The organism is Pseudomonas sp. RIT411 (assembly GCF_003057735.2).
GTDB lineage: Bacteria > Pseudomonadota > Gammaproteobacteria > Pseudomonadales > Pseudomonadaceae > Chryseomonas > Chryseomonas oryzihabitans.
Map to the genome: position 1 here is coordinate 140,547 of NZ_QBIZ02000002.1, position 24,056 is coordinate 164,602.

Genomic DNA, 24,056 nt, shown 5'->3' on the forward strand with positions numbered 1-24,056 from the left:
CGAGGCGGGCCGGACAGGGTCAGCGGTCGAGGCTTACGCCATAGAAGCCGGTGACGCCGAAGGGGTTGATCTTGAAGCCCTGCACTTCTTTGCGCATGGGCTGGGACACCACCGAGTGGGCCATGGGGCTCACCGGCATCTGCTGGCGAATGATCTGTTGCGCCTGCTCGTAGAGACGGGTGCGTTCGGCGCGATCGTTGCTGGTCTTGGCCTTCTGGATGAGGGCGTCGTAGTCCTTGTCGCACCAGCGCGCATAGTTGCTGCCGCCGATGGCGCTGCAGCCATAGAGCACGCCCAGCCAGTTGTCGGGATCGCCGTTGTCGCCGGTCCAGCCATAGGTCAGCACATCGTGTTCGCCGGCCTTGGCTCTCTTGATGTACTCACCCCATTCGTAGCTGACGATCTTGGCCTTGATGCCGACCTTGGCCCAATCCTGCTGGATCATCTGCGCCGACTGGCGGGCGTTGGGGTTGGAGGCGCGCTGTACCGTCATGGCCCAGAGCGCGATCTCGGTGCCGTCCTTGATCCCCGCCTGCTTGAGCAGGGCCTTGGCCTTTTCCGGGTCGTAGGGCGCGCCCTTGATGTTCTTGTCGTAGGACCACTGATTCGGCGGGATCACGTTCTGCGCGACCTGGCCGGCGCCCTGGAACACGGTGTCGACGATGGCCTGCTTGTTGATGGCCATGTCCAGGGCACGCCGCACCTCGGGCTTGTCCAGCGGTGGATGCTGGACGTTGTAGGCGAGGAAGCCGACGTTGAAGCCCGGCTGCTGCAGCACCTTGAGCTGCGGATCCTGCTTCATCTCCACCAGGTCCGCCGGACGCGCATAGCCGCTCACCTGGCATTCGTTGGCCTTGAGCTTCTGCAGGCGGGTGGCGGCATCGGGGGTGATGGCGAAGATCAGGTTGTCGAGCTTGACGTCCTCGGGCTTCCAGTAGTCCGGATTGCCCTTGAAGCGGATCACCGCATCCTTCTGGTAGCGGCTGAAGACGAAGGGGCCGGTGCCGATGGGCTGCTGGTTGAGCAGCTCGGGCTTGCCCGCCTTGAGCAACTGCGTGGCGTACTCCGCCGACTGGATGGAGGCGAAGCTCATGGCCAGGTCGGCGGCAAAGGCGGCGTCGACCTTGTTCAGGGTGAAGACCACGGTGTGGTCGTCGACCTTGGCCACCTTGGCGATGTTCTGGTCCAGCCCCATGTCGGTGAAGTAGGGGAATTCCGTGGGATAGGCCTTACGGAATGGCTGCTCCTTGTCGAGCATGCGCTGGAAGGTGAAGACCACGTCGTCGGCAGTGAAGTCGCGCGTGGGCTTGAAGTAGTCGGTGGTGTGGAATTTCACGCCCTGGCGCAGGTGGAAGGTATAGGTCTTGCCATCCGCGCTCACGTCCCATTGGGTCGCCAGGCCCGGCTCGAGGGTGGTGCCGCCACGCTGGAACTGCACCAGGCGGTTGAAGACCGTTTCGGCCGAGGCATCGAATTCGGTGCCCGAGGTGTATTGCGCCGGATCGAAACCGGCCGGGCTGGCTTCCGAGCAATAGACGAGGTTGCTCGCCGCCTGGGCGAGCGGAGCACAGGCGAGCAGGCTCGCCGCCAGCAACGAGTAGGCGTAGGGAAGGCGCATGGGTCTCACTCCATCAGTCAAATGAACGGCCAGGGTCGGGAGTCTAGCTCCCGACCCTGGCCAAGAGGCTTCACTTGCTGACGCTGACGCCGTAGAACTCGTTCAACCCGAAGGGGCTGATCTTGTAGTCCTGGACTTCCTTGCGCATCGGCATGTAGACCGTGGAGTGCGCGATAGGCGTCATGGGTACCTGCTGCTTGAGCACCTGCTGGGCCTGTTCGTAGAGCTTGGTGCGCTCGCCCTGGTCGGTCACGCGCTTGGCCTTGACCACCAGGTCCTCGAACGGCTGGTAGCACCAGCGGGAGAAGTTATTGCCACCGATGGCCTTGCAGCCGAAGAGGGTCGCCAGCCAGTTGTCCGGGTCGCCGTTGTCGCCGCTCCAGCCGATCAGCATGATGTCCTGCTCGCCACTCTTGGAACGCTTGATGTACTCGCCCCATTCGTAGCTGACGATCTTGGTCTTGACGCCGATCTTGGCCCAATCCTGCTGCAGCATCTCCGCCATCAAGCGCGCATTGGGGTTGTAGGGACGCTGCACCGGCATGGCCCAGAGGGTGAGCTCGGTGCCTTCCTTGAAGCCGGCTTCCTTGAGCAGGGCCTTGGCCTTTTCCGGATCGTAGGGCGCGTCCTTGATGGATTTGTCATAGGACCACTGGGTCGGCGGCATGCTGTTGACGGCTACCTGGCCGGCGCCCTGGTAGACGGCGTTGATGATGGCTTCCTTGTTGACCGCCATGTCCATCGCCTGGCGTACCTTGAGCTTGGCCAGCTCGCCGTGCTCGACGTTGTAGGAGATGTAGCCCAGGTTGAAGCCCGGCTGCGACGGCAGCTTGAGATTCGGGTCCTTCTTCAGCCCGTCCAGGTCCGCCGGACGCGGATAGACGGTGATCTGGCACTCGCCGGCCTTGAGCTTCTGCATCCGCACCGAAGGATCGGTGTTGATGGAGAAGATCAGGTTGTCCACCTTGGGTCCATCGACCTTGTCCCAGTAGTCCGGGTTGGCCTTGTAGCGGATCACCGCATCCTTCTGGTAGCGGCTGAAGACGAAGGGACCGGTGCCGATCGGCTTCTGGTTGATCTCGGCCGCCTTGCCGGCCTTGAGCAGCTTGTCGGCGTATTCGGCCGACTGGATCGACGGGAAGGGCATCGCCAGATTCTGCAGGAAGGCGGCGTCCACTTCGTTGAGGGTCATGCGCACCGTGTAGTCGTCGACCTTTTCCACCTTGGCGATGTTCTGGTCGAGGCCCATGTCGGTGAAGTAGGGGAATTCGGTGGGGTAGGCCTTACGGAACGGATTGTTCTTGTCCAGCATGCGCTGGAAGGTGAACAGGACGTCATCGGCATTGAATTCGCGGGTCGGCTTGAAGTAGTCCGTGGTGTGGAATTTCACGCCCTTGCGCAGGTGGAAGGTGTAGACCTTGCCGTCTTCGCTGATGTCCCAGCTTTCCGCCAGACCCGGCTTGACCTGGGTACCGCCGCGCTCGAACTGGGTCAGCTTGTTGAAGATGGTTTCCGCCGACGCATCGAAGTCGGTGCCGGTGGTGTATTGCGCCGGATCGAAGCCGGCCGGGCTGCCTTCGGAGCAGAACACCAGGTTGGTCGCCTGGGCCAGGGGTGCGCCGGCCAGCAGACCGGAAGCGAAGAGGGCAGCGAGTACGTTCTTGTGCATGGAGACCTCATGTCGGGGACGGCGCAACACGATGTGGCGTTGCGAAACAGAATGCCGATGTCTTGTGGACAGATGAGCCCACATGCACAGCCTGTGCCCATGTCCATAGCTCAGGCGAGCTATTGACCCCAGGCGACCCAAACACAAAACAGATGTCGCAAAGATGTAAGACAAGGTGTCGCGGCAGGAAGTCGGTGCGCACCAAAAGTGCGCACCGAAACAGCGTTGTTACTTTTCTGCACTAGATCAGGGCATCTGTACTTCGATGGTACCGCCCGCGGTCACTTCGACGGTGGTGGTGCCGGGGGCGACATCCGGGGTCACGGCATCGCTGGCGGCCTTCATCGCCGACATGCGCAGCATCGGCAGCGGCTGGGGTACACCGCTGGTGCCCAGGTCCAGGCTGACGATGCGATAGCCCGAGCCACCCAGGGCTTCGGTGGCCAGCTGGGCGCGCGCCTTGAAGGCGGCCACGGCGTCCTTGAACAGGGCATCCTCCTGCTGCTTGCGGGTGCCATCGGCGATGGTGAATTGCAGGTTGCCCATCTTCAGGCTGCCCAGCAGTTCGCCGGTCAGCTTGGACAGGGCGGCGAAGTCGGCGCTTTCCAGGCGCAGTTCACCGCGCTCGCGCCAGGCGTTGATGGCGCGGCCCTGGTCTTCATAGACCGGATAGGTGTTGCGATTGCCCAGGGAAACGTCCACCCCCTTGACCTTGCGCGCCTGCTCCAGGGCGGCGTTGAGGGTCTTGGTGGTGTCGCTGGCCAGGGCCGCCGGATCCTGGCCCTGGCTTTCGGTGTAGAGCATGACCTGCATGCGGTCGCGCGGGACCTCGCGGCTGACCTCGGCCCTCAGGCTGATCTGGTTGTAGCGCGGCTCATCGGCCTGGACGCCGGTGGCGAGCAGGGTGCTGAACAGCGCGGCGCCCAGCACGAGCGGGCGTAGGGGAAAGGTCATGGTGTTCTCCTGATTGGCAGTCCGAAAGCGGTGTGACCGCGGACCTGGCGGATGGTGCGTCGCTTTGCCGCGTCGGCGGCTGCGGGCGGATACCCATCGCTATAATGCCAAGTCTGCTCTGACCGGCAGCCCCGCGGGGCTGTCGTCTCGATCGTTTCTTGCGCCTGGAACCTCGCATGTTCTCCTTGCCTGTTCAATGGTTGTCCGCCAATCGCCAGAATCTCGGGCGCCTGGTCATCATCCGCGTGCTGGTGCTGGCCGCGCAGGCCGGCTCGGTGGGCATCGCCCGGCTGTCGGGCATCGTCCAGCTGCCCTGGACGGCCCTGGCCATCACCCTGGGCGTCTCGGCCGTACTCTGCCTGTTCGCCGCCCTGCGGCTGACCCGCCCCTGGCCGGTCACCGAGCAGGAATACGCCGCCCACCTGGGCTGCGACCTGGCCATCCACAGTGCCCTGCTGTATTTCGCCGGCGGTCCGACCAACCCCTTCGCCTCCTATTACCTGGTGCCCCTGACCATCGCCGCGGCCACGCTGCCCTGGCTCTATACCCTGGTCCTGGCGGCCCTGACCCTGGCGGTCTTCTCGCTGATGCTGCTGTCCTACGAGCCGCTGCACCTGCTGGTGGCCAACGACGGTGCGGTGCTCAGCTACGGCATGTGGCTGAGCTTCGCCCTGTCCGCCGCGGTCATCACCCTGTTCGTCGCGCGCATGGCCACCGCCCTGCGCGAGCAGGAGAGCCTGCAGGCCCAGCGCCGCGAACAGGCCATGCGCGATCAGCAGCTGCTGGCCGTGGCCACCCAGGCCGCCGGCGCGGCCCACGAGCTGAGCACGCCGCTGTCCACCATGAGCGTGCTGCTCAAGGAGCTGCAGCAGGAGTACGCCGGTCAGCCGACCCTGAGCGAGGACCTGGCGCTGTTGCAGGCCCAGGTCGGCCAGTGCAAGCAGACCCTGCAGCAACTGGTGCGCGCGGCCGAGGCGGACCGCCGCCAGACGGTGCAGGAGCAGACCGCCGTGGAGTGGCTGGAGGCGACCATGGATCGCTGGCACCTGATGCGACCGGAAGCCACCTACAGCTTCGAGGTGGTCAGTCTGGGCAAGCCACCGCGCCTGACCCCGCCGGTCGAACTTACCCAGGCACTGCTGAATCTACTCAACAATGCCGCCGATGCCTGCCCGGAAAACCTGGCCATCCGTCTGCACTGGGATGCGCGCGAGCTGTGCCTGTCGATCCGCGATCACGGTGCCGGCGTACCCCTGGCCATCGCCGAACAGCTCGGCAAGCCCTTCTTCACCACCAAGGGCAAGGGCTTCGGACTGGGCCTGTTTCTCAGCCAGGCCAGCGTCACCCGCGCCGGCGGCACGGTGAAGCTCTACAATCACGAAGAAGGCGGCACCCTGACCGAATTGCGCCTGCCGCGGCACTACGCCCTGGCGTGAATGCCTGGAGAATTCTATGACTGACGACCTCAACAGCGGTTTCGACGACCAGCCCCACATCCTGCTGGTCGACGACGATCCCACCTTTACCCGGGTGATGGCCCGCGCCATGGATCGCCGCGGCTTGCGCGTGTCCATCGCCGACAGCGCCGAGGAAGGCCTGCAACTGGCCAAGGAAGACCTGCCGGACTACGCCGTGCTCGACCTCAAGATGGAAGGGGACTCGGGGCTGGTGCTGCTGCCCCAGCTGCTGGAGCTGCACCCGGAGATGCGCGTGGTGATCCTCACCGGCTATTCCAGCATCGCCACCGCCGTGGAGGCCATCAAGCGCGGCGCCACCAACTACCTGTGCAAGCCGGCGGATGCCGACGACGTCCTGGCCGGTCTGCTCGCCCAGCACGCCGATCTCGACACCCTGGTGCCGGACAATCCCATGTCGGTGGATCGCCTGCAGTGGGAGCACATCCAGCGGGTACTGTCCGAACACGAAGGCAATATCTCGGCGACCGCGCGGGCGCTGGGCATGCACCGCCGTACCCTGCAGCGCAAGCTGCAGAAGCGTCCGGTGCGTCGCTGAAGCTGGCATCGCCCACGATCGCCGTGGGCGACAAACTGTTACATTGTTTCAGTCAGAATTCGTTCAGGCTTTCCGGCATAGGCTGTGCAGGCGTCTCGTTGAGCAGTCCTTGAGAGTCCGAGCATGTCCGAATCCGCCGTACCCGTGCCCTCCGTCTACGGGGCTTCCCGTGGGCATTTCCTGGCCCGCGTCTGGGCCCTGATCACCCCCTACTGGCGCAGTGAAGAGAAAGGCAAGGCCTGGCTCCTGCTGTCCGTGGTCATCGCCCTGTCGCTGGCCGGGGTCGGCCTGTCGGTGGCCCTGAACACCTGGTATCGCTACTTCTACGACGCCCTGCAGAATCGCGATCTGGCCGCCTTCATCCGGCTGATGCTGTACTTCTGCGGGCTGGCCGCCACCGCCATCCTGCTGGCCGTGTACCGGCTGTACCTCACTCAGGCGCTGACCATCAACTGGCGGCGCTGGCTGACCGAAAAGCACTTCGGCCTCTGGCTTTCCGACCGCAACTACTATCAGCTGGAACGCGAAGGCGGCGCCGACAACCCCGACCAGCGCCTCACCGAAGACATCCGCGACTTCGCCGAAACCACCCTGAGCCTCGGGCTGGGCTTCATCCGCACCGTGGTCAGCCTGGTGTCCTTCAGCGTCATCCTGTTCGGCATCTCCGGCGACATCACCCTGTTTGGCATCACCATCCCGGCCTACATGTTCTGGGCGGCCCTGATCTACGCCACCGTCGGCACCTGGCTGACCCATCTGATCGGCCGTCGGCTGATCGGTCTCTACAACCAGCAGCAACGCTATGAAGCCGACCTGCGCTTCGGCCTGATCCGCGTCCGCGAGAAGGCCGAGAGCGTGGCGCTGTTCCGCGGTGAGGCCAACGAGCACCGCCGTCTGCTGGATCGCTTCGGCTATGTCTGGGGCAACTACCACCTGGTGATGAACTACACAAAGCGGCTGACGTTCTTCACCGCCGGCTACAGCCAGATCGCCATCATCGCCGGCTTCGTCCTGGCGGCGCCGCGCTATTTCTCCGGCAAGATCCAGCTGGGCGATCTGATGCAGATCAACTCGGCCTTCGGCAATGTCCAGGAAAGTCTCAGCTGGTTCGTCGACGCCTACGTCAGCCTGGCCGGCTGGCGCGCCGTGTCCGATCGCCTGCTGACCTTTCGCGAGACCATGGCCGAATTCGGCCAGGAGACCGACATCCTGGTGCCCCATGCCAGTAGCAGCGACCTGGTCCTGGAAGGTCTTTCCCTGGGTGCCGCCGGCCGGTTGCTGCTGCATCCCACCGATCTGCGTATCGCCCGTGGCGAACACCTGCTGATCGAAGGCGCCTCGGGCAGTGGCAAGAGCACCCTGCTGCGGGCCCTGGCCGGACTCTGGCGGCAAGGGCAGGGCGGGATCGGCGTCCCGCCGGGGCGTCAGCTGTTCCTGCCGCAACAACCCTATCTGCCCATCGGCACCCTGCGCGAAGCCCTGGCCTATCCGCAGCCGGCGGATGCCTATTCCAACGAGCGGCTGGCCGAGGTGCTGCAGCAGTGCCGTCTCGATCACCTGCGCGAGCACCTGGATGAAGCCCGCCACTGGGAACGCACCCTGTCGCCCGGCGAGCAGCAGCGGGTAGCCCTGGCGCGGGCGCTGCTCTACGCCCCCGACTGGCTGTTTCTCGACGAAGCCAGCTCGGCGCTCAGCGAAGCGGACGAGCGTGCGCTCTATGAGCGTCTGCTGGCGGAAAATCCGGGTCTCACCCTGGTCAGTGTCGGCCATCGTCCGAGCCTGCGCGCCTACCATCGCCGCCACCTGCTGCTGGAGGGCCAAGAACTGCGTCCTAGAGCGGTTGGCGAGGGTCTCTGATATGGACTAAGCGGTCTAAATCGGGCGTTTTCGGGAAGGGGGGTGCTATGATTCCAGAGTCCCTTCAATCGGTACGAGAATCCATGTCAGCAGCTACCGTATCCCGCCCCCGAAAAAGACCCCGCAGCCTGGCAGAAGAGGTCGTCGGAGTGCTTATTCAGCAGATCGGCGACGGCCAATTCCAGCCTGGCGACAAGCTCCCCACCGAGTCGGCCATCATGCAGGCCCAGGGCGTGAGTCGCACCGTGGTGCGCGAGGCCATTTCCCGGCTGCAGGCCGGGGGTTACGTGGAAACGCGCCACGGCATCGGCACCTTCGTGCTGGAGCGGCGCCCCGAGTCGCCATTGCCGATCGATCCGGCCACCATCACCACCCTCAAGGACGTCCTGGCGATGCTCGAACTGCGCATCAGCCTGGAAGTCGAGGCCGCCGGCCTGGCCGCCCAGCGCCGCTCGGCCGAGCAACTGCAGGCCATGTGGGCGCTGCTGGAAGCCATGCGCACCGGCGTCGAGCAGCCCGATCGCGCGGTGAGCGCGGATCTGGAATTGCACCTGCTGATCGCCAGTTCCACCGGCAATCGCTATTTCAGCGACATCATGAGCTACCTGGGCACGGTGCTGATTCCGCGCACCCGGCTCAATTCCGCCTATCTTGCCCACGACGACCAGCAGCTCTATCAGAAGCGGCTGGATGCCGAGCACGAAGCCATCGTCCAGGCCATCGAAGACGGCAACCTCGAGGCGGCTCGTTCGGCCATGCGCCTGCACCTGAGCAACAGTCGCGAGCGGCTCAGACGCGCCCATGAAGAAATGGAACGCCAGGCGGAAGAGGTCTGAAGCAGGGCTTTGACGTCGCGATAGGCATTTTTCTGGTTGGGGCTTGCCCCTTCCACAAAGGAGGTTGTACGATGACTTACAACGGGTAGCGGACCTGCCGCACCCCAGTCCAACCTATGCCGAGGCACTCAAGATGACTCCACAAGAACTCAAACACGTCCTCTCTTCCGGTCTGCTGTCCTTTCCGCTGACCGACTTCGATGCCAACGGCGACTTCCGCCCCGACACCTATGCCAAGCGCCTGGAGTGGCTGGCCCCCTACGGTGCGACCGCACTGTTCGCCGCTGGTGGCACCGGTGAATTCTTCTCGCTGGAAGCCAGCGAATACAGCGGCATCATCAAGACCGCGGTGGACACCTGTCAGGGCAGTGTGCCGATCCTCGCCGGTGTCGGTGGCTCCACCCGCCAGGCCATCGCCTATGCCCAGGAGGCCGAACGGCTGGGCGCCAAGGGTCTGCTGCTGCTGCCGCACTACCTGACCGAAGCCAGCCAGGACGGCGTGGCCGCCCATGTCGAAGCCGTCTGCAAGTCGGTCAAGATCGGCGTGGTGGTCTACAACCGCAACGTCTGCCGCCTGCAGCCCCATCACCTGGAGCAACTGGCCGAGCGCTGCCCGAACCTGATCGGCTACAAGGACGGCCTGGGTGACATCGAACTTATGGTCGCCATTCGCCGCCGCCTGGGCGATCGCTTCAGCTATCTGGGTGGCCTGCCCACCGCGGAAGTCTATGCCGCCGCCTACAAGGCGCTGGGCGTGCCGGTCTATTCCTCGGCCGTGTTCAACTTCATCCCCAAGACCGCCGTGCAGTTCTACGAAGCCATCGCCCGTGACGATCACCAGGCGGTCGGCAAGCTGATCGACGACTTCTTCCTGCCGTACCTGGAAATCCGCAACCGTTGCGCCGGCTACGCCGTCAGCATCGTCAAGGCGGGCGCCCGCATCGCCGGCTACGACGCCGGCCCCGTGCGCACCCCGCTGACGGATCTCAAGCAGGACGAGTACGAAAAGCTCGCCGCCCTGATGGACAAGCTCGGTCCCCAGTAAGATCCGCTTTTCGAGAGGGGCTCCGGCGCCTCTCCCCCCGTTGCACAACCCGCGGCCAGTCGCTTGGTCGCGGGCTTTTTTTGGCTGGTTTTCCTGGCGGTTGGCAGGACGCCAGCGTCAGAGGGCTACCCTGGGCGGCTGACTTAAGGCGTTGCTAAGGCGCGGATGCCAGGTTGGGGGGATACCAGCCCAGTCGTGCCACCGCTAGCCAGGGGATTCCCGCCATGAGCACTGCCTTGCTGTATCTCGCCCTGGCCGCAGCACCCGGGCATTCGACCTGCCTGGCCGCGACGCCACCCTCGGCCGCGGCGCTGGCACTGGCGGTCAGCCGGCCTCCGGCGCCGGAGCCCCAGGCGCTGCCGGTGATCCATACCGCGGGGACCCTGCCGCACACCGGCATCCACGATCAATCCGCCGCGGCGGTGCGCGACTTCGGCTACATGCTCGATCTGGCGCTGGCCTGGCGGGACAGTCGCGATGCCGCGGCCCTGGCACGTCTGGCCCACTATCTCGATGCCTGGCTGCCAGGGTATCGGCCCAGCTTCCAGCCCATCGACGAAACCAACCTGGGCGGTCTCATCCTCGCCTATCGGCTGACCGCGGCGGACCTGCCCCTGGCCACGGCCCAGCGCACCCGCGCGTTCATCGAGACCCTGGCCGAGGGCTATCTGCAGCAGATGGAAGCGCATCGTGGGGATGCCCGTGGCGTCTGGAGCAACAACTGGCAGAGTCACAGGATCAAGCTGGCGACCCTGGCGGCGGGTGCCCTGGATGACCCGGCGCTGTTCGCCCGGGCGCGGGCGGCCTTCGTGGCGCAGCTGTCGGTCAATCTCAAGCCCGATGGCGAGGTGCTGGACTTCGGCGAGCGCGATGCCCTGCACTATGTCGTCTACGACCTCGAACCCCTGGTGCTGGCGGCGGCGGTGGCCCGGGGGCGCGGCGAGGACTGGTTGCACTTGCCGGGTCGAGACGGTCAGACCCTGGCCAGGGCGCTCGACTGGCTGCTGCCCTATGCGCAAGGCCAGCGCAGTCATGAGGAATTCCGCAAGACGACAGTACATTTCGATGTGCAACGCGCCGAGGCCGGTCTGCCCGGCTATGCGGGGCGCTGGGATCCGCAGAACGCCAGAAACCTGTACTGGTCGGCCAGTCTGCTCGATCCGCGCTATGCCTCCATCGCCCGACAGCTCGCCGCGGCGCCGCCACGGCTGCTGTGGGCCTTTGCCCCAGCCTGTCAGGGCTAGCGCCCGTATCAGTCGAGGCTGCGGATGCTGACCCGGGAGGTCCCGTCGGCCACCATGTCGAGACGATCGGCCGCACTGCGCGACAGGTCGATCAGCCGGCGGCGGACCGTCGGCCCTCGATCGTTGATGCGCACCACCACGCTGCGACCATTGGCCAGGTTGGTGACCTGGACCCGGGTGCCGAAGGGCAGGGTGCGATGGGCCGCGGTCAGGGCCCCGGGATCGTATTTCTCGCCGCTGGCGGTGCGGCGCCCGGCGTGCCACTTGGAGTAGAAGGACGCCATGCCGGTGTCCTGATAGTCATGGGCAGCACTGGAGGACAGCGTGGGCGGGAAGCTTTCCTGACTGGCGCAACCGGCGAACAGCAGGACCAGCGAAAGCAGTCCGGCACGGTGGATCCGATGCATCTCGATGCCTCCTGGCAAAACGACCGGCAGCAGCTTAAGGGGTCGGAGCGGGACTGTCAGCCCCGCTCCGTTACCCCGTGCGACCGCCGTCAGCCTTCCAGTTTCTGCTTGAGCAGCTGGTTGACCTGGCCGGGGTTGGCCTTGCCCTTGGAGGCCTTCATGGCCTGGCCGACGAAGAAGCCGAACATCTTGCCGCGCTTGGCTTCGTCGCTGGCGCGGTATTGCTCGACCTGGGCGGCGTTGGCCGCCAGGACCTCGTCCAGCATGGCCTCGATGGCGCCGCTGTCGGTAACCTGCTTGAGGCCCTTGGCTTCGATGATGGCGTCGGCGCTCGCGCCTTCGCCGGCGGCCAGCGCCTCGAACACCATCTTGGCGATCTTGCCGGAGATGGTGTCGTCCTTGATGCGCAGAATCAGGCCGCCCAGCTGGGCCGCGCTCACCGGCGCCTGGGCGATGTCCAGGTCCTGCTTGTTGAGCAGGCTCGACAATTCGCCCATCACCCAGCTGGCGGCCAGCTTGGCGTCGCCGCTCACCCGCTGGACTTCCTCGAAGTAGTCGGCCAGTTCGCGGCTGGCGGACAGCACGCTGGCGTCATATACCGACAGCCCGTACTCGCTCTGGAAGCGATCGCGCTTCTCGGTCGGCAGCTCGGGCAGCTGGCTGCGCACCTCGGCCAGGAAGGCTGGCTCGATCACCACCGGCAAGAGGTCGGGGCAGGGGAAGTAACGGTAGTCGTTGGCTTCTTCCTTGCTCCGCATAGAGCGGGTCTCGTCCTTGTTGGGATCGTACAGGCGGGTTTCCTGCACCACGGTGCCGCCGTCCTCGATCAATTCGATCTGGCGCTGGACCTCGTGGTTGATGGCCTTCTCGATGAAGCGGAAGGAGTTGACGTTCTTGATCTCGGCGCGGGTGCCGAAGGCTTCCTGGCCCTTGGGGCGTACCGAGACGTTGCAGTCGCAACGCAGCGAACCCTCGGCCATGTTGCCGTCGCAGATGCCCAGGTAGCGCACCAGGGCATGGATGGCCTTCACATAGGCCACGGCTTCCTTGGCGCTGCGGATGTCCGGCTCGGAGACGATCTCCAGCAGCGGCGTGCCGGCGCGGTTCAGGTCGATGCCGCTCATGCCGTGGAAGTCTTCGTGCAGGCTCTTGCCGGCGTCTTCTTCCAGGTGCGCGCGGGTGATGCCGATGCGCTTGACGGTGCCGTCTTCCAGGGTGATGTCCAGGTGGCCCTTGCCGACGATGGGATGATCCATCTGGCTGGTCTGGTAGCCTTTGGGCAGGTCCGGGTAGAAGTAGTTCTTGCGCGCGAAGACGTTGCGTTCGGCAATCTCGGCGTCGATGGCCAGACCGAACTTGCAGGCCATGCGCACCGCTTCGGCGTTGAGCACCGGCAGGGTGCCGGGCATGCCCAGGTCGACCAGGCTGGCGTGGGCATTGGGCTCGGCGCCGAAACTGGTGGCGCTGCCGGAGAAAATCTTCGATTGGGTGCTGAGCTGAGCGTGAATCTCAAGCCCGATCACGGTTTCCCATTGCATGTCTCTATCCTTCCTCAGAAGCCGCTCGGCGCCTGGCGATGCCAGTCGCTGACCTGCTGGTACTGGTGGGCGACGTTGAGTAGCCGGCCTTCCTGGAAATAGTTGCCGAGCAGCTGCACGCCCACCGGCAGGCCATCGACGAAGCCGGCCGGCATCGACAGGCCGGGGATGCCGGCGAGGTTGGCGGCGATGGTGTAGAGGTCTTCGAGATAGGCGGAGACCGGATCGTTGCTCTTCTCGCCGAGTTTCCAGGCCAGGTTCGGCGTGGTCGGGCCGAGAATGACGTCGACCTCGGCGAAGGCCGCGACGAAGTCGTTCTTGATCAGCCGGCGGATGCGCTGGGCCTTGAGGTAGTAGGCGTCGTAGTAGCCAGCCGACAGGGCATAGGTGCCGACCATGATGCGGCGCTTCACTTCCGCACCGAAGCCTTCGCCACGGGATCTCTTGTAGAGATCTTCCAGGTTGACCGGATTCTCGCAGCGATAGCCGAAGCGCACGCCGTCGAAGCGCGACAGGTTGGAGCTGGCTTCGGCCGGGGCGATGACGTAATAGGCCGGAATCGCGTGCTGCAGGGTGGGCAGCGAGATGTCCTTGACGGTGGCGCCGAGCTTCTTCAGCTCCTCGACCACGGCCAGTACCTTGTCACCGATGCGGGCGTCCAGGCCGGCGCCGAAGTATTCCCGCGGCAGGCCGATGCGCAGGCCGCTCAGCGGCTGCTGCAGGGCGGCGCGATAGTCGTCCACCGGCTGGTCGACGCTGGTGGAGTCCTTGGGGTCGAAACCGGCCATGGCCTGCAGCAGCAGGGCGCAGTCTTCGGCGGTGCGCGCCAGGGGACCGCCCTGGTCGAGGCTGGAAGCGTAGGCGATCATGCCCCAGCGCGAGACGCGGCCGTAGGTGGGCTTGATGCCGGTGAGGTTGGTCAGGGCCGCCGGCTGGCGGATTGAGCCGCCGGTGTCGGTGCCGGTGGCGGCCGGCAGCAGGCGCGCGGCCACGGCCGCGGCGGAACCACCGGAGGAACCGCCCGGGACCCGGGTCAGGTCCCAGGGATTCTTCACCGGGCCGTAGTGGCTGGACTCGTTGGCCGAACCCATGGCGAATTCGTCCATGTTCAGCTTGCCCAGGGAGACGGTACCGGCCGCGGCCAGGCGCTCCACCACGGTGGCGTCATAGGGCGCCTTGAAGCCGGTGAGGATCTTCGAACCGCAGCTGGTGAGCACCCCCTGGGTGCAGAACAGATCCTTGTGGGCGAGGGGCGCACCGAGCAGGGCGCCATTTTCGCCAGCGGCGCGTCGGGCGTCGGCGGCCCGCGCCTGGGCCAGGGCCGCGTCGGCGGTCACGGTGATGAAGCTGTTGAGCTGGGGATCGAGCTGCTCGATCCGCTGCAGCAGGCCGCGGGTCAGTTCCTCGGCAGAAAAATCCTTCGCGGCCAGGGCGGCGGCGATTTCGGTCAGGGTCAGCTGATGCATGTCGTGTCTCACTCGATCACCTTGGGGACCAGGTACAGGCCGGCTTCCACGGCCGGGGCGATGGCCTGGTAGGCCTCGCGCCGGTCGCCTTCGGTGGCCTGGTCGGGGCGCAGACGCTGGGTGGCTTCCAGCGGGTGGGCGAGGGGATCGATACCCGTGGTGTCCACGGCCTGCATCTGGTCGACGAGGCCGAGGATGTCGTTGAGGGTGGCGGTGGTAGCGGCGAGATCCGCTTCATCGAGACCCAGACGGGCCAGGTGAGCGATCTTTTCGACGTCGGTGCGTTCGAGCGCCATCGGCTTCTCCAAGCAGGAAGGCGGCATGACCCGGTCGGTGGCCGCGTATGCTGGAGACGGGCTGGGCGGGTCGGGCGCCGCGTTGAACAGGGGCTTAACGGCCCGGAAAAGCTCTCAATCTAGCATATCGGCGCCTTGCCCTAAATCCCTGCGATTGATAGAGTCTGCCGCACTTTTTTACCCGCACGTTTGTCCTGTCGCGTGCCTGCTTGTCACCGCCTAGGGTCACCTCATGTTCAAGAAATTGCGTGGCATGTTCTCCAGCGATCTGTCGATCGACCTGGGAACCGCCAACACCCTTATTTATGTCCGCGAGCGTGGCATCGTGCTCAACGAGCCGTCGGTCGTCGCCATCCGTACCCACGGCAACCAGAAGAGCGTCGTCGCCGTCGGTACCGACGCCAAGCGCATGCTCGGCCGGACGCCGGGCAACATCTCCGCCATTCGCCCGATGAAGGACGGCGTCATCGCCGACTTCAGCGTCTGCGAAAAGATGTTGCAATACTTCATCAACAAGGTGCACGAGAACAGCTTCCTGCAGCCCAGTCCGCGGGTGCTGATCTGCGTGCCCTGCAAGTCGACCCAGGTCGAGCGTCGCGCCATTCGCGAATCCGCGCTGGGCGCGGGTGCCCGTGAGGTGTTCCTGATCGAGGAGCCGATGGCCGCGGCCATCGGCGCCGGTCTGCCGGTCGAGGAAGCCCATGGCTCCATGGTCGTCGACATCGGTGGCGGCACCACCGAGATCGCCCTGATCTCGCTGAATGGCGTGGTCTATGCCGAATCCGTCCGCGTCGGCGGCGATCGCTTCGACGAAGCCATCGTCACCTATGTGCGCCGCAACTACGGCAGCCTGATCGGCGAATCCACCGCCGAGCGCATCAAGCAGGAAATCGGCACCGCCTACCCGGGCGGCGAGGTCCGCGAGATCGACGTCCGTGGCCGCAATCTGGCCGAAGGCGTACCGCGCAGCTTCACCCTCAATTCCAACGAGGTGCTCGAAGCCATGCAGGAATCCCTGGCGACCATCGTCCAGGCGGTCAAGAGCTGCCTGGAGCAGTCGCCGCCGGAGCTGGCCTCCGACATCGCCGAGCGCGGCCTGGTGCTGACCGGTGGTGGCGCCCTGCTGCGCGATCTGGACAAGCTGCTGTCGCTGGAAACCGGGCTGCCGGTGATCGTCGCCGAAGACCCGCTGACCTGCGTGGCCCGTGGCGGCGGCAAGGCGCTGGACATGATGGATCGCCACGCCATGGACCTGCTGTCCACCGAATAAGGCAGTTCCAGGCTACAGGCCCCGCTCCGGCTGCCCCTGGCGGCCGGAGCGCCGGGCGCGTTCTGCGAGGAACTCACCATCAAGCCGATTTTCAGCAAAAGCCCGGCGCTGGGCATTCGTCTGCTGATCCTGGCCGCCCTTTCGGTGGGTGTCATGGTCACCGACGCGCGCTTCGACTACCTGAAACCGGTACGCAGCGAACTGGCGCTGGTCCTCTCGCCCCTCTATGAGGTGGCGGGCTTTCCCCTGCGCGCCTGGGAAGGCGTCAGCGATCAGTTTTCCAGCCGCACCGAGCTGATGGCGGAAAACGAGCGACTCAAGGCCGAGCAGCTGCTGCTGCAGCGCCGTCTGCAGAAACTCGCCGCCCTCACCGAACAGAACGTGCGCCTGCGCGAGCTGCTCAATTCCGCCGCCCTGGTGGACGACAAGGTGCTGGTCGGCGAGCTGATCGGCGTCGACCCCAATCCCTATACCCATCGCATCATCATCGACAAGGGCGCGAAGGACGGCGTCTTCGTCGGCCAGCCGGTGCTCGACGCCAGCGGCCTGATGGGGCAGGTGGTGGAGGTGATGCCCTATTCGGCGCGGGTGCTGCTGCTCACCGACGTGACCCACAGCATTCCGGTGCAGGTCAATCGCAACGGCCTGCGCGCCATCGCCGTGGGCACCGGCAATCCCGAGCGCCTGGAATTGCGCTATGTGGCCGACACTGCCGACATCAAGGAAGGCGACCTGCTGGTGAGCTCCGGCCTGGGGCAGCGCTTCCCGGCCGGCTACCCGGTGGCGACCGTGTCCAAGGTGATCCACGACTCGGGGCAACCCTTCGCCGTGGTGCGCGCCATTCCCACCGCCAAGCTCAATCGCAGCCGCTACATGCTGCTGGTGTTCAGCGACACCCGCACGCCTGAACAGCGCGCCAATGACGCCGCCGAGGCCCAGGAAGCCGCCGATCGCCACGCGGCCCAGCGCCCGGCTGCCCCGGCGAATCCGCCGCCGGCCGGCGCCTCGGCCGCTCAACCGGCGGCCGCCAACGCCACCCCGGCGCCCGCGGCCAACAGCGGCAGTCGCAGCGCGACCCCGACCAAGCCACCGGCGGGGCAGGGCGGCAGTTCGGCTCATCCCGCCACGCCGACCAAGCCGCCTGCCAACGGCCGCTCGGCGCATCCGGCGACGCCGGCCAGGCCGGCGGCCCAGGGCGCAACTGCCACGCCCGCTCAGCCAGCGCCAGGCGCTAGCCAGTCGCAGCGCCGGCTCCAGCAACCCGCGCCGGAATTGCCCGACGAGGGTGATCGTTGATGGCGCTGCGCATCGGCCACAACGGGTGGGTGATCTGGCTCACCCTGTTGGTCGGGTTGCTGCTGTCCGTGGTGCCCATGCCCGAGTTCATGGAGATCGGTCGGCCGCTGTGGCTGGCCATGCTGCTGACCTTCTGGACCCTGACCCTGCCGCACCGCGTCGGCCTGCTCACCGCCTGGGTGATGGGCATCGCCGAAGACGTGCTCTACGGCAGTCTGCTCGGCCAGACCGCCCTGGTGCTGAGCCTGGTGGTCTTTCTCGTGCGTTCCCTGGCGCAGCGGCTGCGGGCCTTTCCGATCTGGCAGCAGAGCTTCGTGCTGCTGGTGGTCTATGGCATCGCCCAGCTGCTGGCGCTGTGGCTCAACGCCCTGGCCGGCAGCCGGCCGCCGACCCTGGTGTTTCTCACGCCCTCGCTGGTCAGCGCGCTGCTCTGGCCGTGGATCTATCTGCTGCTCCGCGGGCTGCGCCTCAGATTCGGCGTCAACTAAGCTGGTTTCACCTGCGACAGGCTGGCATTCTCCCGTCATCCCCTGTCGTCTGGTTGTTGTCGATGCCTCAGCTCTACCTTGCCTCCGCTTCGCCCCGCCGCGCCGAACTGCTCGAACAGATCGGCGTGGGCTTCCAGAAGGTCGCCGCAACCGTGGACGAAACCCCGCATCCAGGGGAAGCCGCAGACGCCTATGTCGAGCGCCTGGCGCGGGCCAAGGCGGCGATGGGCTGGCAGGTGCTGGCCGGTGCCTCCAGTGGCTGCGTGCTGGGCGCCGACACCTGCGTGGTGCTCGATGACCGGCTGCTCGGCAAGCCCCGGGATCGCGCCGACGCCCTGGCCATGCTCGCGGCGCTCAGCGGGCGCCGGCATCGGGTGGTGACCGGCGTCGCCGTCGCCGATGGCGAGCGCTGCCTGAGTCGCGTGGTGTCCGCCGAGGTGGAATTCCGCCCCCTGGCGCCCGGCGAGGCCGAGCGCTACTGGGACACCGGCGAGCCGGCCGACAAGGCCGGCAGCTACGCCATCCAGGGCGCCGGCGCAGTCTTCGTGCGCAGCCTGCACGGCAGCTACAGCGCCGTCGTAGGGCTGCCGCTGTGCGAGACCGCGGAACTGCTGAGCGCTTTCGCCATCCCTTGTTGGCGGTCTGTCGGACGGCCGACCGCCCAGTCCTGAGGCGCCCGGCGCCTCGGCCTCCCTTCCGCCCTTTCACGTCGTCCAAGAGTCCTCCATGAGCGAAGAGATCCTCATCAACATCACTCCCATGGAGTCCCGTGTCGCCGTCGTGGAAAACGGTGTGCTGCAGGAGGTGCACGTCGAGCGCACCCTCAGGCGCGGCATCGTCGGCAACATCTATCGCGGGCGGGTGGTGCGGGTGCTGCCGGGCATGCAGGCGGCCTTCGTCGACATCGGCCTGGCCCGCGCGGCCTTCATCCATGCCGCCGAGATCTCTCAGCGCGAAGGCGCGGCGGTGGAAAGCATCAACGCCCTGGTGCGCGAAGGCCAGACGCTGGTGGTCCAGGTCACCAAGGACCCCATAGGCACCAAGGGCGCCCGCCTCACCACCCATCTGTCGATCCCCTCGCGCTACCTGGTCTATATGCCGCGCACCTCCCACGTCGGCATCTCGCTGAAGATCGAGGACGAAGCCGAGCGCGAGCGGCTCAAGGCGATCATGGCGCGCTGCGTGGAGAGCGAGGGCATCGAGCACGAGGGCGGCTTCATCCTGCGCACCGCTGCCGAGGCGGCGCGCGAAGAAGACATCCTCGCCGACATCCGCTACCTGCGGCGCCTCTGGCAGCAGATCTCCGGCAATCTCCAAGGGCCGACGCCGGTACCCATCTACGAAGACCTGACCCTGGCCCTGCGCGCCCTGCGCGATCTGGTCGGGCCGCGCACGGAAAAGATCCGCGTCGACAGTCGCGAGAATTTCCAGCGCATCGGCCAGTTCGTCGAAGAGCTGATGCCCGAGGTGGCGGCGCGGCTGGAGCACTATCCAGGGGAGCGGCCGATCTTCGACCTCTATGGCGTGGAAGACGAGATCCAGAAGGCCCTGGAGCGCAAGGTGCTGCTCAAGTCCGGGGGCTATCTGGTGATCGATCCCACTGAGGCGATGACCACCATCGACGTCAACACCGGCGCCTTCGTCGGCCATCGCAATCTGGAAGAGACCATCTTCAAGACCAATCTGGAGGCGGCCACCGCCATCGCCCGCCAGCTGCGGCTGCGCAATCTCGGCGGCATCATCATCATCGACTTCATCGACATGGAAGACGAAGAGCACCAGCGCCAGGTGATCCGCACCCTGGAAAAGCAGCTCGAACGCGACCATGCCAAGACCAACATCATCGGCATCACCGAACTGGGCCTGCTGCAGATGACCCGCAAGCGCACCCGCGAGAGCCTGTCCCAGGTCCTCTGCGAGCCCTGCGCCAACTGCCAGGGCCGCGGCATCCTGCGCACCGCGGAAACCATCTGCTACGAGATCTTCCGCGAGATCCTGCGCGAGGCGCGGGCCTACCAGGCCAATTCCTATCTGGTGCTGGCCAACCAGAAAGTGGTGGATCGACTGCTGGACGAGGAGTCGGGCAACGTCGCCGACCTCGAAGCCTTCATCGGCCGCACCGTCAAATTCCAGGTGGAGACCATGTATTCCCAGGAGCAGTACGATGTCGTGCTGCTCTAGGTCCGCGTCTTGATGGCCTTGCTCAAACGCGGCGCGCTGGGTCTGGCGCTGCTGGCGCTCGTTCTGGTGACGCTCTACCTGGGCCTGGGTCGGCTGCTCATGCCCTGGGTCGGCGAATACCGCAACGAGGTCGAGGCGCGCGCCGCGGCGGCGCTCGGCGAACCGGTGCGCCTGGGCCGGCTCGAAGGGCGCTGGGCCCGCTGGAATCCGGTGCTGATCCTGCGCGACCTGTCCCTGGGGCGCGGCGAAGGCACGGTGCAGCTGGATCATCTCCAGGTGGTGCCGGATGTCTTCGGCAGCCTCTGGCACCGCCAGCTGCGACTCAAGTCCGTGCAGGTCGATGGCGTCCATCTGGTCCTGCAGGAAGACCCTCAGGGACACTGGCAACTGCGCGGCCTGCCGCCCCGGGCACCGGAGGCCAAGCCCTTCGATCCGGGTCCGCTGCTCGATGGCCTGGCGCGTCTGGGCCATGCCAGTCTGCTGGACAGCCAGCTCAGCCTGATTCCCCAGCAGGGTTCGCCGGTGACCCTGAGGTACGCCGAGGCCAGTCTGTCCCGGCAGCTCGGTGGCGCCCTGGAACTGGCGACCCGATTCCGGTTGCCCGATGGCGGCACGGTCGCGGCGCACTTCACCGCCACGCCGCGTCCCGAGGACTGGCGCGCCAGCACCCTCGAAGGCTATCTCAGCCTGCCCGCCAGCGACTGGTCCCGCTGGGTGCCGGCGGCCCTGACCCGGCAGTGGCAACTGCGGCGTGCCCAGGCGGAAGGCGAGCTGTGGTTCGCCTGGGGCGAAGGGCGGCTGCAGCGTTCCCACCTGCGGCTGAAGGCGGATGACCTGACGCTCGCCTATGCCGACCATCCTCCGGTGCGCCTGCAGGCCCTGACCCTGGACGCCGACCAGCAGGCCGGCGACGCCAGCCAGTACCAGGGGTCCCTGGCGCTCAAGGCCCAGCTCGATGGCAAGCCGCTGGAGGCCCGCTATGGCCTGGGCTATGACAGCGCCGCCCAGCACCTGCAGGTGCGCGGCGACCAGCTGGATCTCAGGCAGGCTGCCCGGCTGGCGCGGGATCTGGCGCCCCTGCCGGCGCCGGTCGCCCAGGCGCTCCAGGCCCTGGCGCCCCATGGCCAGTTGCGCAATCTCAACGCCGACTTCTATCCGCAGAAGCCGTTGCGCGAGCGCCTTTCCTATGCGGCCAACCTGGAGCGGGTGGGCTTCACCGCCTACCACGGCGCGCCGGCCGCCGAGGGCGTTACCGGCAGCCTGAGCGGCAGCCTGGGCGGCGGCGAGCTGCGCCTGGACACCACCGATTTCATGCTGCACCTGAGCGATCTCTTTCCCGAACCCTGGCGCTATCGCACCGCCAGGGCACGGCTGACCTGGAGTCTCGACGACCAGCGCTTCACCCTGGGCAGTGCCCTGATGCAGGTCACCGGGCCGGAAGGCGCCGCCAGTGGCGACATGCATATCCAGCTTGGCCTGCATCCGGAGGTGGACAGCTACATGGACCTGCGCGTCGGCCTCAAGGATGGCGACGCCAGCTACACCCGCAAGTACCTGCCGACCAAGCTGCCGGCCACGGATTTCAGTCCGGAGCTGGCCCAGTGGCTGACCACCGCCATCGTCGGCGGTCGCATCGACGAGGGGATCTACCAGTACCAGGGCTCGCTGCGCCACGGCTCGCCGGCGCATTCGCGCACCATGAGTCTGTTCTTCCGGGTGCACGACGCCCAACTGGCCTATCAGCCCGGCTGGCCCGCCCTGCGCGAGGCCCGCGGCGATGTCTTCATCGAAAGCGACGGGGTCAAGGTGCAGGTCCCCGAGGGACGCATCCTCGACACCCGGGTCCGGGACGTCGAGGCGCGCATCCCGCTGCTGCACGATGGCAGCGCGCCGCACCTGCGGCTCGGCGCGCGACTCGACAGCAGCGTGCGCGATGGCTTGAAGATCCTCCAGGACACGCCGTTGCCGACCGCCAAGGTGTTCGCCGGCTGGAAGGGCGAGGGTGCGCTCGCCAACAGCAGCCTGAATCTGGACATTCCCCTGGCCAAGGGGCAGCCACCGGTGGTGGTGGTCGAGCTGACACCGGACAAGGCGCGTCTGGAATTGGCCGATCCCCAGCTGACCCTCACCGACCTGCGCGGCAGCTTTCGCTACGACACCCGCAGCGGCCTCAGCGCCCCCGACATCCAGGCGCGGGTCTTCGACCAGCCGATCCGCGGTCAGGCCCTGGCCGAAGGCAAGCCCGACGATCCCCGCACCCGGCTAGTGGTGGATGGCCGCGTCGACGTCGACCAGTTGGCACGCTGGCTGGGCAGCGAAGGCCGACCCATCCCGGCGCGCGGCCTGCTCGGCTATCGCCTCGGTCTGATCCTGGCCGAGCACAGTGAGCTGGCGGTCACCTCGGATCTGCGCGGAGTGACCGTCGACCTGCCGGCCCCCTTCGGCAAGAAGGCCGACGAGCCACGCGAAGGCTTCTTCAGCCTGGCGCTCAACGACGGCGAGCGGCGGGTGGAGGCGACCTACAAGGGCCTCGCCGACGCCGTGCTGATGCTCGACCCCAAGGCCATCGCCAAGGGCCGCGGCGAGATCGTGCTGGGCGGCGGCACCGCCAATCTGCCCACGGCCGCCGGCTACGACCTGCGCGGCCAACTGGCGGAATTCGACCTGGCGGCCTGGCAGGACGTCTATCAGCGCTATGGCAAGGCCAGTGGCGGTGGCAGTGCTGGCGCAGGGCAGGGCGGTGGCAACACCCTGGACATCTCCAGCCTCGGGCGGGGCGATCTCGGCTTCGGTCGTTTCCTGGCGTTCGGTCAGCAGATCGACAACCTGCGCCTCACCTATGAACCCCAGGGCAATGCCTGGCAACTCGGCCTGGCCAGTCAGACCATCGCCGGCCAGGTACGCATTCCGCGCCAGACCGGCCAGCCGATCGACATCAACCTGCAGCACCTGCGCATTCCCCAGACGCAGGCGGATCCCTCGGTGGAAAGCGCTGCGCCGCGTCCCGATCCCCTGGCCGACGTCGATCCGCGCGCCCTGCCGGCGCTGAATCTGGCCATCGACCGTCTGGAGCTGGGCGGCAGGCTGGTCGGCGCCCAGCGCCTGCAGCTCAGGCCCTCGCCGTCAGGCGCCAATTTCAACGCCCTGGATCTCGACCTGCGCGGCCTCAAGGTGCAGGGCGCCCTGCGCTGGGAAGGGGCGCCGGGGGCGACCCACAGCTACTACCAGGGGCGTCTCGCGGGCGGCAACATCGCCGATATCCTGCTGGGCTGGAATTTCGCCTCCAGCGTCACCAGTCGCGATTTCCGCCTGGATGCCCGGGTCGACTGGCCCGGCTCGCCGGCCTATGTCGCCCTGGCCCGCCTCAATGGCAGCCTCGATGCCCGCTTCAACGACGGCCAGCTGCGCCAGGTGGAGGGCACGGCCTCGGCGCTGCGCATCTTCGGCCTGCTCAACTTCGAATCCATCCGCCGCCGCCTGCGACTGGATTTCTCCGATCTGTTCGGCAAGGGCCTGAGCTACGACAGCATCACCGGCGTGCTCGATGCCCAGCAGGGCGCCTTCCGCACCCGCAAGCCCATCAGCCTCAGCGGGCCGGGTGCCGAGATGAGTCTGCAGGGCCTGCTGGACATGGCCAGCAACCGCGTCGACGCCAATCTCAAGGTCGGCTTGCCGGTCAGCAACTCCCTGCCGCTGGCCGCGCTGATCGCGGGGGCCCCGGCCATCGGTGGCGCGCTGTTTATCGTCGATCGGCTGATCGGTGATCGCATCACCCGCATGGCCAGCATCAACTATCACATCGAAGGCCCCTGGCAGAATCCGACCATGACCACGGGCAAGCGCGATTGAGCATTGCCCTGCGGCCGCCCCGCTGCTTA

Annotated in this window: 19 protein-coding genes; 12 read left to right on the forward strand and 7 right to left on the reverse strand. The window is 66.5% G+C overall.

From position 1 onward, the window contains the following. Nucleotides 1–19: 19 nt before the first annotated feature. From DBY63_RS03365 to DBY63_RS03375, 3 genes are all read right to left on the reverse strand, one after another. A complete protein-coding gene (locus tag DBY63_RS03365) occupies nt 20–1,618 on the reverse strand; it encodes an ABC transporter substrate-binding protein (RefSeq protein WP_108581274.1) in 1,599 nt (532 codons plus the stop codon). A gap of 70 nt (nt 1,619–1,688) precedes the next feature. Continuing rightward, nucleotides 1,689–3,287, reverse strand: coding sequence for an ABC transporter substrate-binding protein (locus DBY63_RS03370; RefSeq protein ID WP_007159545.1), 1,599 nt, complete (start codon nt 3,285–3,287; stop codon nt 1,689–1,691). Between the two features lie 246 nt (nt 3,288–3,533). After that, on the reverse strand, nt 3,534–4,241 hold the full coding sequence (locus tag DBY63_RS03375; RefSeq protein ID WP_007159544.1) for an SIMPL domain-containing protein: 708 nt from the start codon (nt 4,239–4,241) through the stop codon (nt 3,534–3,536). Nucleotides 4,242–4,417: 176 nt separating this feature from the next. Between DBY63_RS03375 and DBY63_RS03380 the strand changes: the two genes are divergently transcribed. The 6 genes from DBY63_RS03380 (at nt 4,418) to DBY63_RS03405 (ending at nt 11,236) form a co-directional block, all read left to right on the forward strand. Next, nucleotides 4,418–5,677, forward strand: coding sequence for an ATP-binding protein (locus DBY63_RS03380; RefSeq protein WP_108581275.1), 1,260 nt, complete (start codon nt 4,418–4,420; stop codon nt 5,675–5,677). Between the two features lie 16 nt (nt 5,678–5,693). Then, nucleotides 5,694–6,254 carry a response regulator transcription factor gene (locus tag DBY63_RS03385; RefSeq protein WP_007159542.1) on the forward strand — a complete coding sequence of 187 codons (561 nt, stop codon included), beginning with the start codon at nt 5,694–5,696 and terminating at the stop codon, nt 6,252–6,254. A 123-nt stretch (nt 6,255–6,377) separates the two neighbouring features. Next, nucleotides 6,378–8,111 carry an ABC transporter ATP-binding protein/permease gene (locus DBY63_RS03390; RefSeq protein WP_108581276.1) on the forward strand — a complete coding sequence of 578 codons (1,734 nt, stop codon included), beginning with the start codon at nt 6,378–6,380 and terminating at the stop codon, nt 8,109–8,111. A gap of 83 nt (nt 8,112–8,194) precedes the next feature. Continuing rightward, on the forward strand, nt 8,195–8,947 hold the full coding sequence (locus DBY63_RS03395; RefSeq protein WP_027597104.1) for a FadR/GntR family transcriptional regulator: 753 nt from the start codon (nt 8,195–8,197) through the stop codon (nt 8,945–8,947). Between the two features lie 133 nt (nt 8,948–9,080). Next, entirely contained in the window at nt 9,081–9,992 is a 912-nt protein-coding gene (gene kdgD / locus DBY63_RS03400; protein ID WP_007159539.1) for a 5-dehydro-4-deoxyglucarate dehydratase, read from the forward strand. Between the two features lie 224 nt (nt 9,993–10,216). Further along, nucleotides 10,217–11,236 carry an alginate lyase family protein gene (locus DBY63_RS03405; protein WP_256594346.1) on the forward strand — a complete coding sequence of 340 codons (1,020 nt, stop codon included), beginning with the start codon at nt 10,217–10,219 and terminating at the stop codon, nt 11,234–11,236. 8 nt (nt 11,237–11,244) lie between these two features. On the opposite strand, the gene DBY63_RS03410 is transcribed toward DBY63_RS03405, so the two are convergent. From DBY63_RS03410 to gatC, 4 genes are all read right to left on the reverse strand, one after another. Further along, entirely contained in the window at nt 11,245–11,643 is a 399-nt protein-coding gene (locus tag DBY63_RS03410; protein ID WP_007159537.1) for a septal ring lytic transglycosylase RlpA family protein, read from the reverse strand. Between the two features lie 89 nt (nt 11,644–11,732). Further along, nucleotides 11,733–13,181, reverse strand: a complete 1,449-nt coding sequence (gatB, locus tag DBY63_RS03415; protein ID WP_108581277.1) for an Asp-tRNA(Asn)/Glu-tRNA(Gln) amidotransferase subunit GatB — start codon at nt 13,179–13,181, stop codon at nt 11,733–11,735. Nucleotides 13,182–13,195: 14 nt separating this feature from the next. Beyond that, on the reverse strand, nt 13,196–14,647 hold the full coding sequence (gene gatA, locus DBY63_RS03420) for an Asp-tRNA(Asn)/Glu-tRNA(Gln) amidotransferase subunit GatA (protein WP_044341479.1): 1,452 nt from the start codon (nt 14,645–14,647) through the stop codon (nt 13,196–13,198). A gap of 8 nt (nt 14,648–14,655) precedes the next feature. Next, complete coding sequence (gene gatC, locus DBY63_RS03425; RefSeq protein ID WP_027597101.1) at nt 14,656–14,943, reverse strand: Asp-tRNA(Asn)/Glu-tRNA(Gln) amidotransferase subunit GatC; 288 nt, start codon at nt 14,941–14,943, stop codon at nt 14,656–14,658. Nucleotides 14,944–15,175: 232 nt separating this feature from the next. Between gatC and mreB the strand changes: the two genes are divergently transcribed. From mreB to DBY63_RS03455, 6 genes are all read left to right on the forward strand, one after another. Continuing rightward, the gene (gene mreB, locus DBY63_RS03430) at nt 15,176–16,213 is read left to right on the forward strand and encodes a rod shape-determining protein MreB (RefSeq protein ID WP_007159533.1); all 1,038 of its coding nucleotides are present in this window, start codon (nt 15,176–15,178) and stop codon (nt 16,211–16,213) included. 87 nt (nt 16,214–16,300) lie between these two features. Further along, nucleotides 16,301–17,509 (forward strand): rod shape-determining protein MreC, encoded by a 1,209-nt coding sequence (gene mreC, locus DBY63_RS03435; protein WP_108581278.1) that lies wholly within the window; start codon nt 16,301–16,303, stop codon nt 17,507–17,509. After that, nucleotides 17,509–17,997 carry a rod shape-determining protein MreD gene (gene mreD / locus DBY63_RS03440; protein ID WP_007159531.1) on the forward strand — a complete coding sequence of 163 codons (489 nt, stop codon included), beginning with the start codon at nt 17,509–17,511 and terminating at the stop codon, nt 17,995–17,997. The genes mreC and mreD overlap by 1 nt, the downstream gene beginning before the upstream one ends. A gap of 62 nt (nt 17,998–18,059) precedes the next feature. Beyond that, nucleotides 18,060–18,668, forward strand: a complete 609-nt coding sequence (locus DBY63_RS03445) for a nucleoside triphosphate pyrophosphatase (protein WP_027597099.1) — start codon at nt 18,060–18,062, stop codon at nt 18,666–18,668. Between the two features lie 55 nt (nt 18,669–18,723). Next, on the forward strand, nt 18,724–20,178 hold the full coding sequence (rng, locus tag DBY63_RS03450) for a ribonuclease G (RefSeq protein ID WP_007159529.1): 1,455 nt from the start codon (nt 18,724–18,726) through the stop codon (nt 20,176–20,178). A 12-nt stretch (nt 20,179–20,190) separates the two neighbouring features. After that, nucleotides 20,191–24,027: a YhdP family protein gene (locus DBY63_RS03455; protein ID WP_108581432.1), complete on the forward strand. Its 3,837-nt coding sequence runs from the start codon at nt 20,191–20,193 to the stop codon at nt 24,025–24,027. Nucleotides 24,028–24,056 lie beyond the last annotated feature (29 nt).

Excerpts from the sequence above, each read along its gene's own strand:
- mreB (WP_007159533.1), top strand. The coding sequence starts at position 15,176 with ATGTTCAAGAAATTGCGTGGCATGTTCTCCAGCGATCTGTCGATCGAC.
- DBY63_RS03410 (WP_007159537.1), bottom strand. The coding sequence starts at position 11,643 with ATGCATCGGATCCACCGTGCCGGACTGCTTTCGCTGGTCCTGCTGTTC.
- DBY63_RS03445 (WP_027597099.1), top strand. The coding sequence starts at position 18,060 with ATGCCTCAGCTCTACCTTGCCTCCGCTTCGCCCCGCCGCGCCGAACTG.
- DBY63_RS03370 (WP_007159545.1), bottom strand. The coding sequence starts at position 3,287 with ATGCACAAGAACGTACTCGCTGCCCTCTTCGCTTCCGGTCTGCTGGCC.
- DBY63_RS03375 (WP_007159544.1), bottom strand. The coding sequence starts at position 4,241 with ATGACCTTTCCCCTACGCCCGCTCGTGCTGGGCGCCGCGCTGTTCAGC.
- mreD (WP_007159531.1), top strand. The coding sequence starts at position 17,509 with ATGGCGCTGCGCATCGGCCACAACGGGTGGGTGATCTGGCTCACCCTG.
- DBY63_RS03455 (WP_108581432.1), top strand. The coding sequence starts at position 20,191 with ATGGCCTTGCTCAAACGCGGCGCGCTGGGTCTGGCGCTGCTGGCGCTC.
- DBY63_RS03395 (WP_027597104.1), top strand. The coding sequence starts at position 8,195 with ATGTCAGCAGCTACCGTATCCCGCCCCCGAAAAAGACCCCGCAGCCTG.
- rng (WP_007159529.1), top strand. The coding sequence starts at position 18,724 with ATGAGCGAAGAGATCCTCATCAACATCACTCCCATGGAGTCCCGTGTC.
- DBY63_RS03385 (WP_007159542.1), top strand. The coding sequence starts at position 5,694 with ATGACTGACGACCTCAACAGCGGTTTCGACGACCAGCCCCACATCCTG.
- gatB (WP_108581277.1), bottom strand. The coding sequence starts at position 13,181 with ATGCAATGGGAAACCGTGATCGGGCTTGAGATTCACGCTCAGCTCAGC.
- DBY63_RS03390 (WP_108581276.1), top strand. The coding sequence starts at position 6,378 with ATGTCCGAATCCGCCGTACCCGTGCCCTCCGTCTACGGGGCTTCCCGT.
- DBY63_RS03380 (WP_108581275.1), top strand. The coding sequence starts at position 4,418 with ATGTTCTCCTTGCCTGTTCAATGGTTGTCCGCCAATCGCCAGAATCTC.
- DBY63_RS03405 (WP_256594346.1), top strand. The coding sequence starts at position 10,217 with ATGAGCACTGCCTTGCTGTATCTCGCCCTGGCCGCAGCACCCGGGCAT.
- gatC (WP_027597101.1), bottom strand. The coding sequence starts at position 14,943 with ATGGCGCTCGAACGCACCGACGTCGAAAAGATCGCTCACCTGGCCCGT.
- DBY63_RS03365 (WP_108581274.1), bottom strand. The coding sequence starts at position 1,618 with ATGCGCCTTCCCTACGCCTACTCGTTGCTGGCGGCGAGCCTGCTCGCC.
- kdgD (WP_007159539.1), top strand. The coding sequence starts at position 9,081 with ATGACTCCACAAGAACTCAAACACGTCCTCTCTTCCGGTCTGCTGTCC.
- gatA (WP_044341479.1), bottom strand. The coding sequence starts at position 14,647 with ATGCATCAGCTGACCCTGACCGAAATCGCCGCCGCCCTGGCCGCGAAG.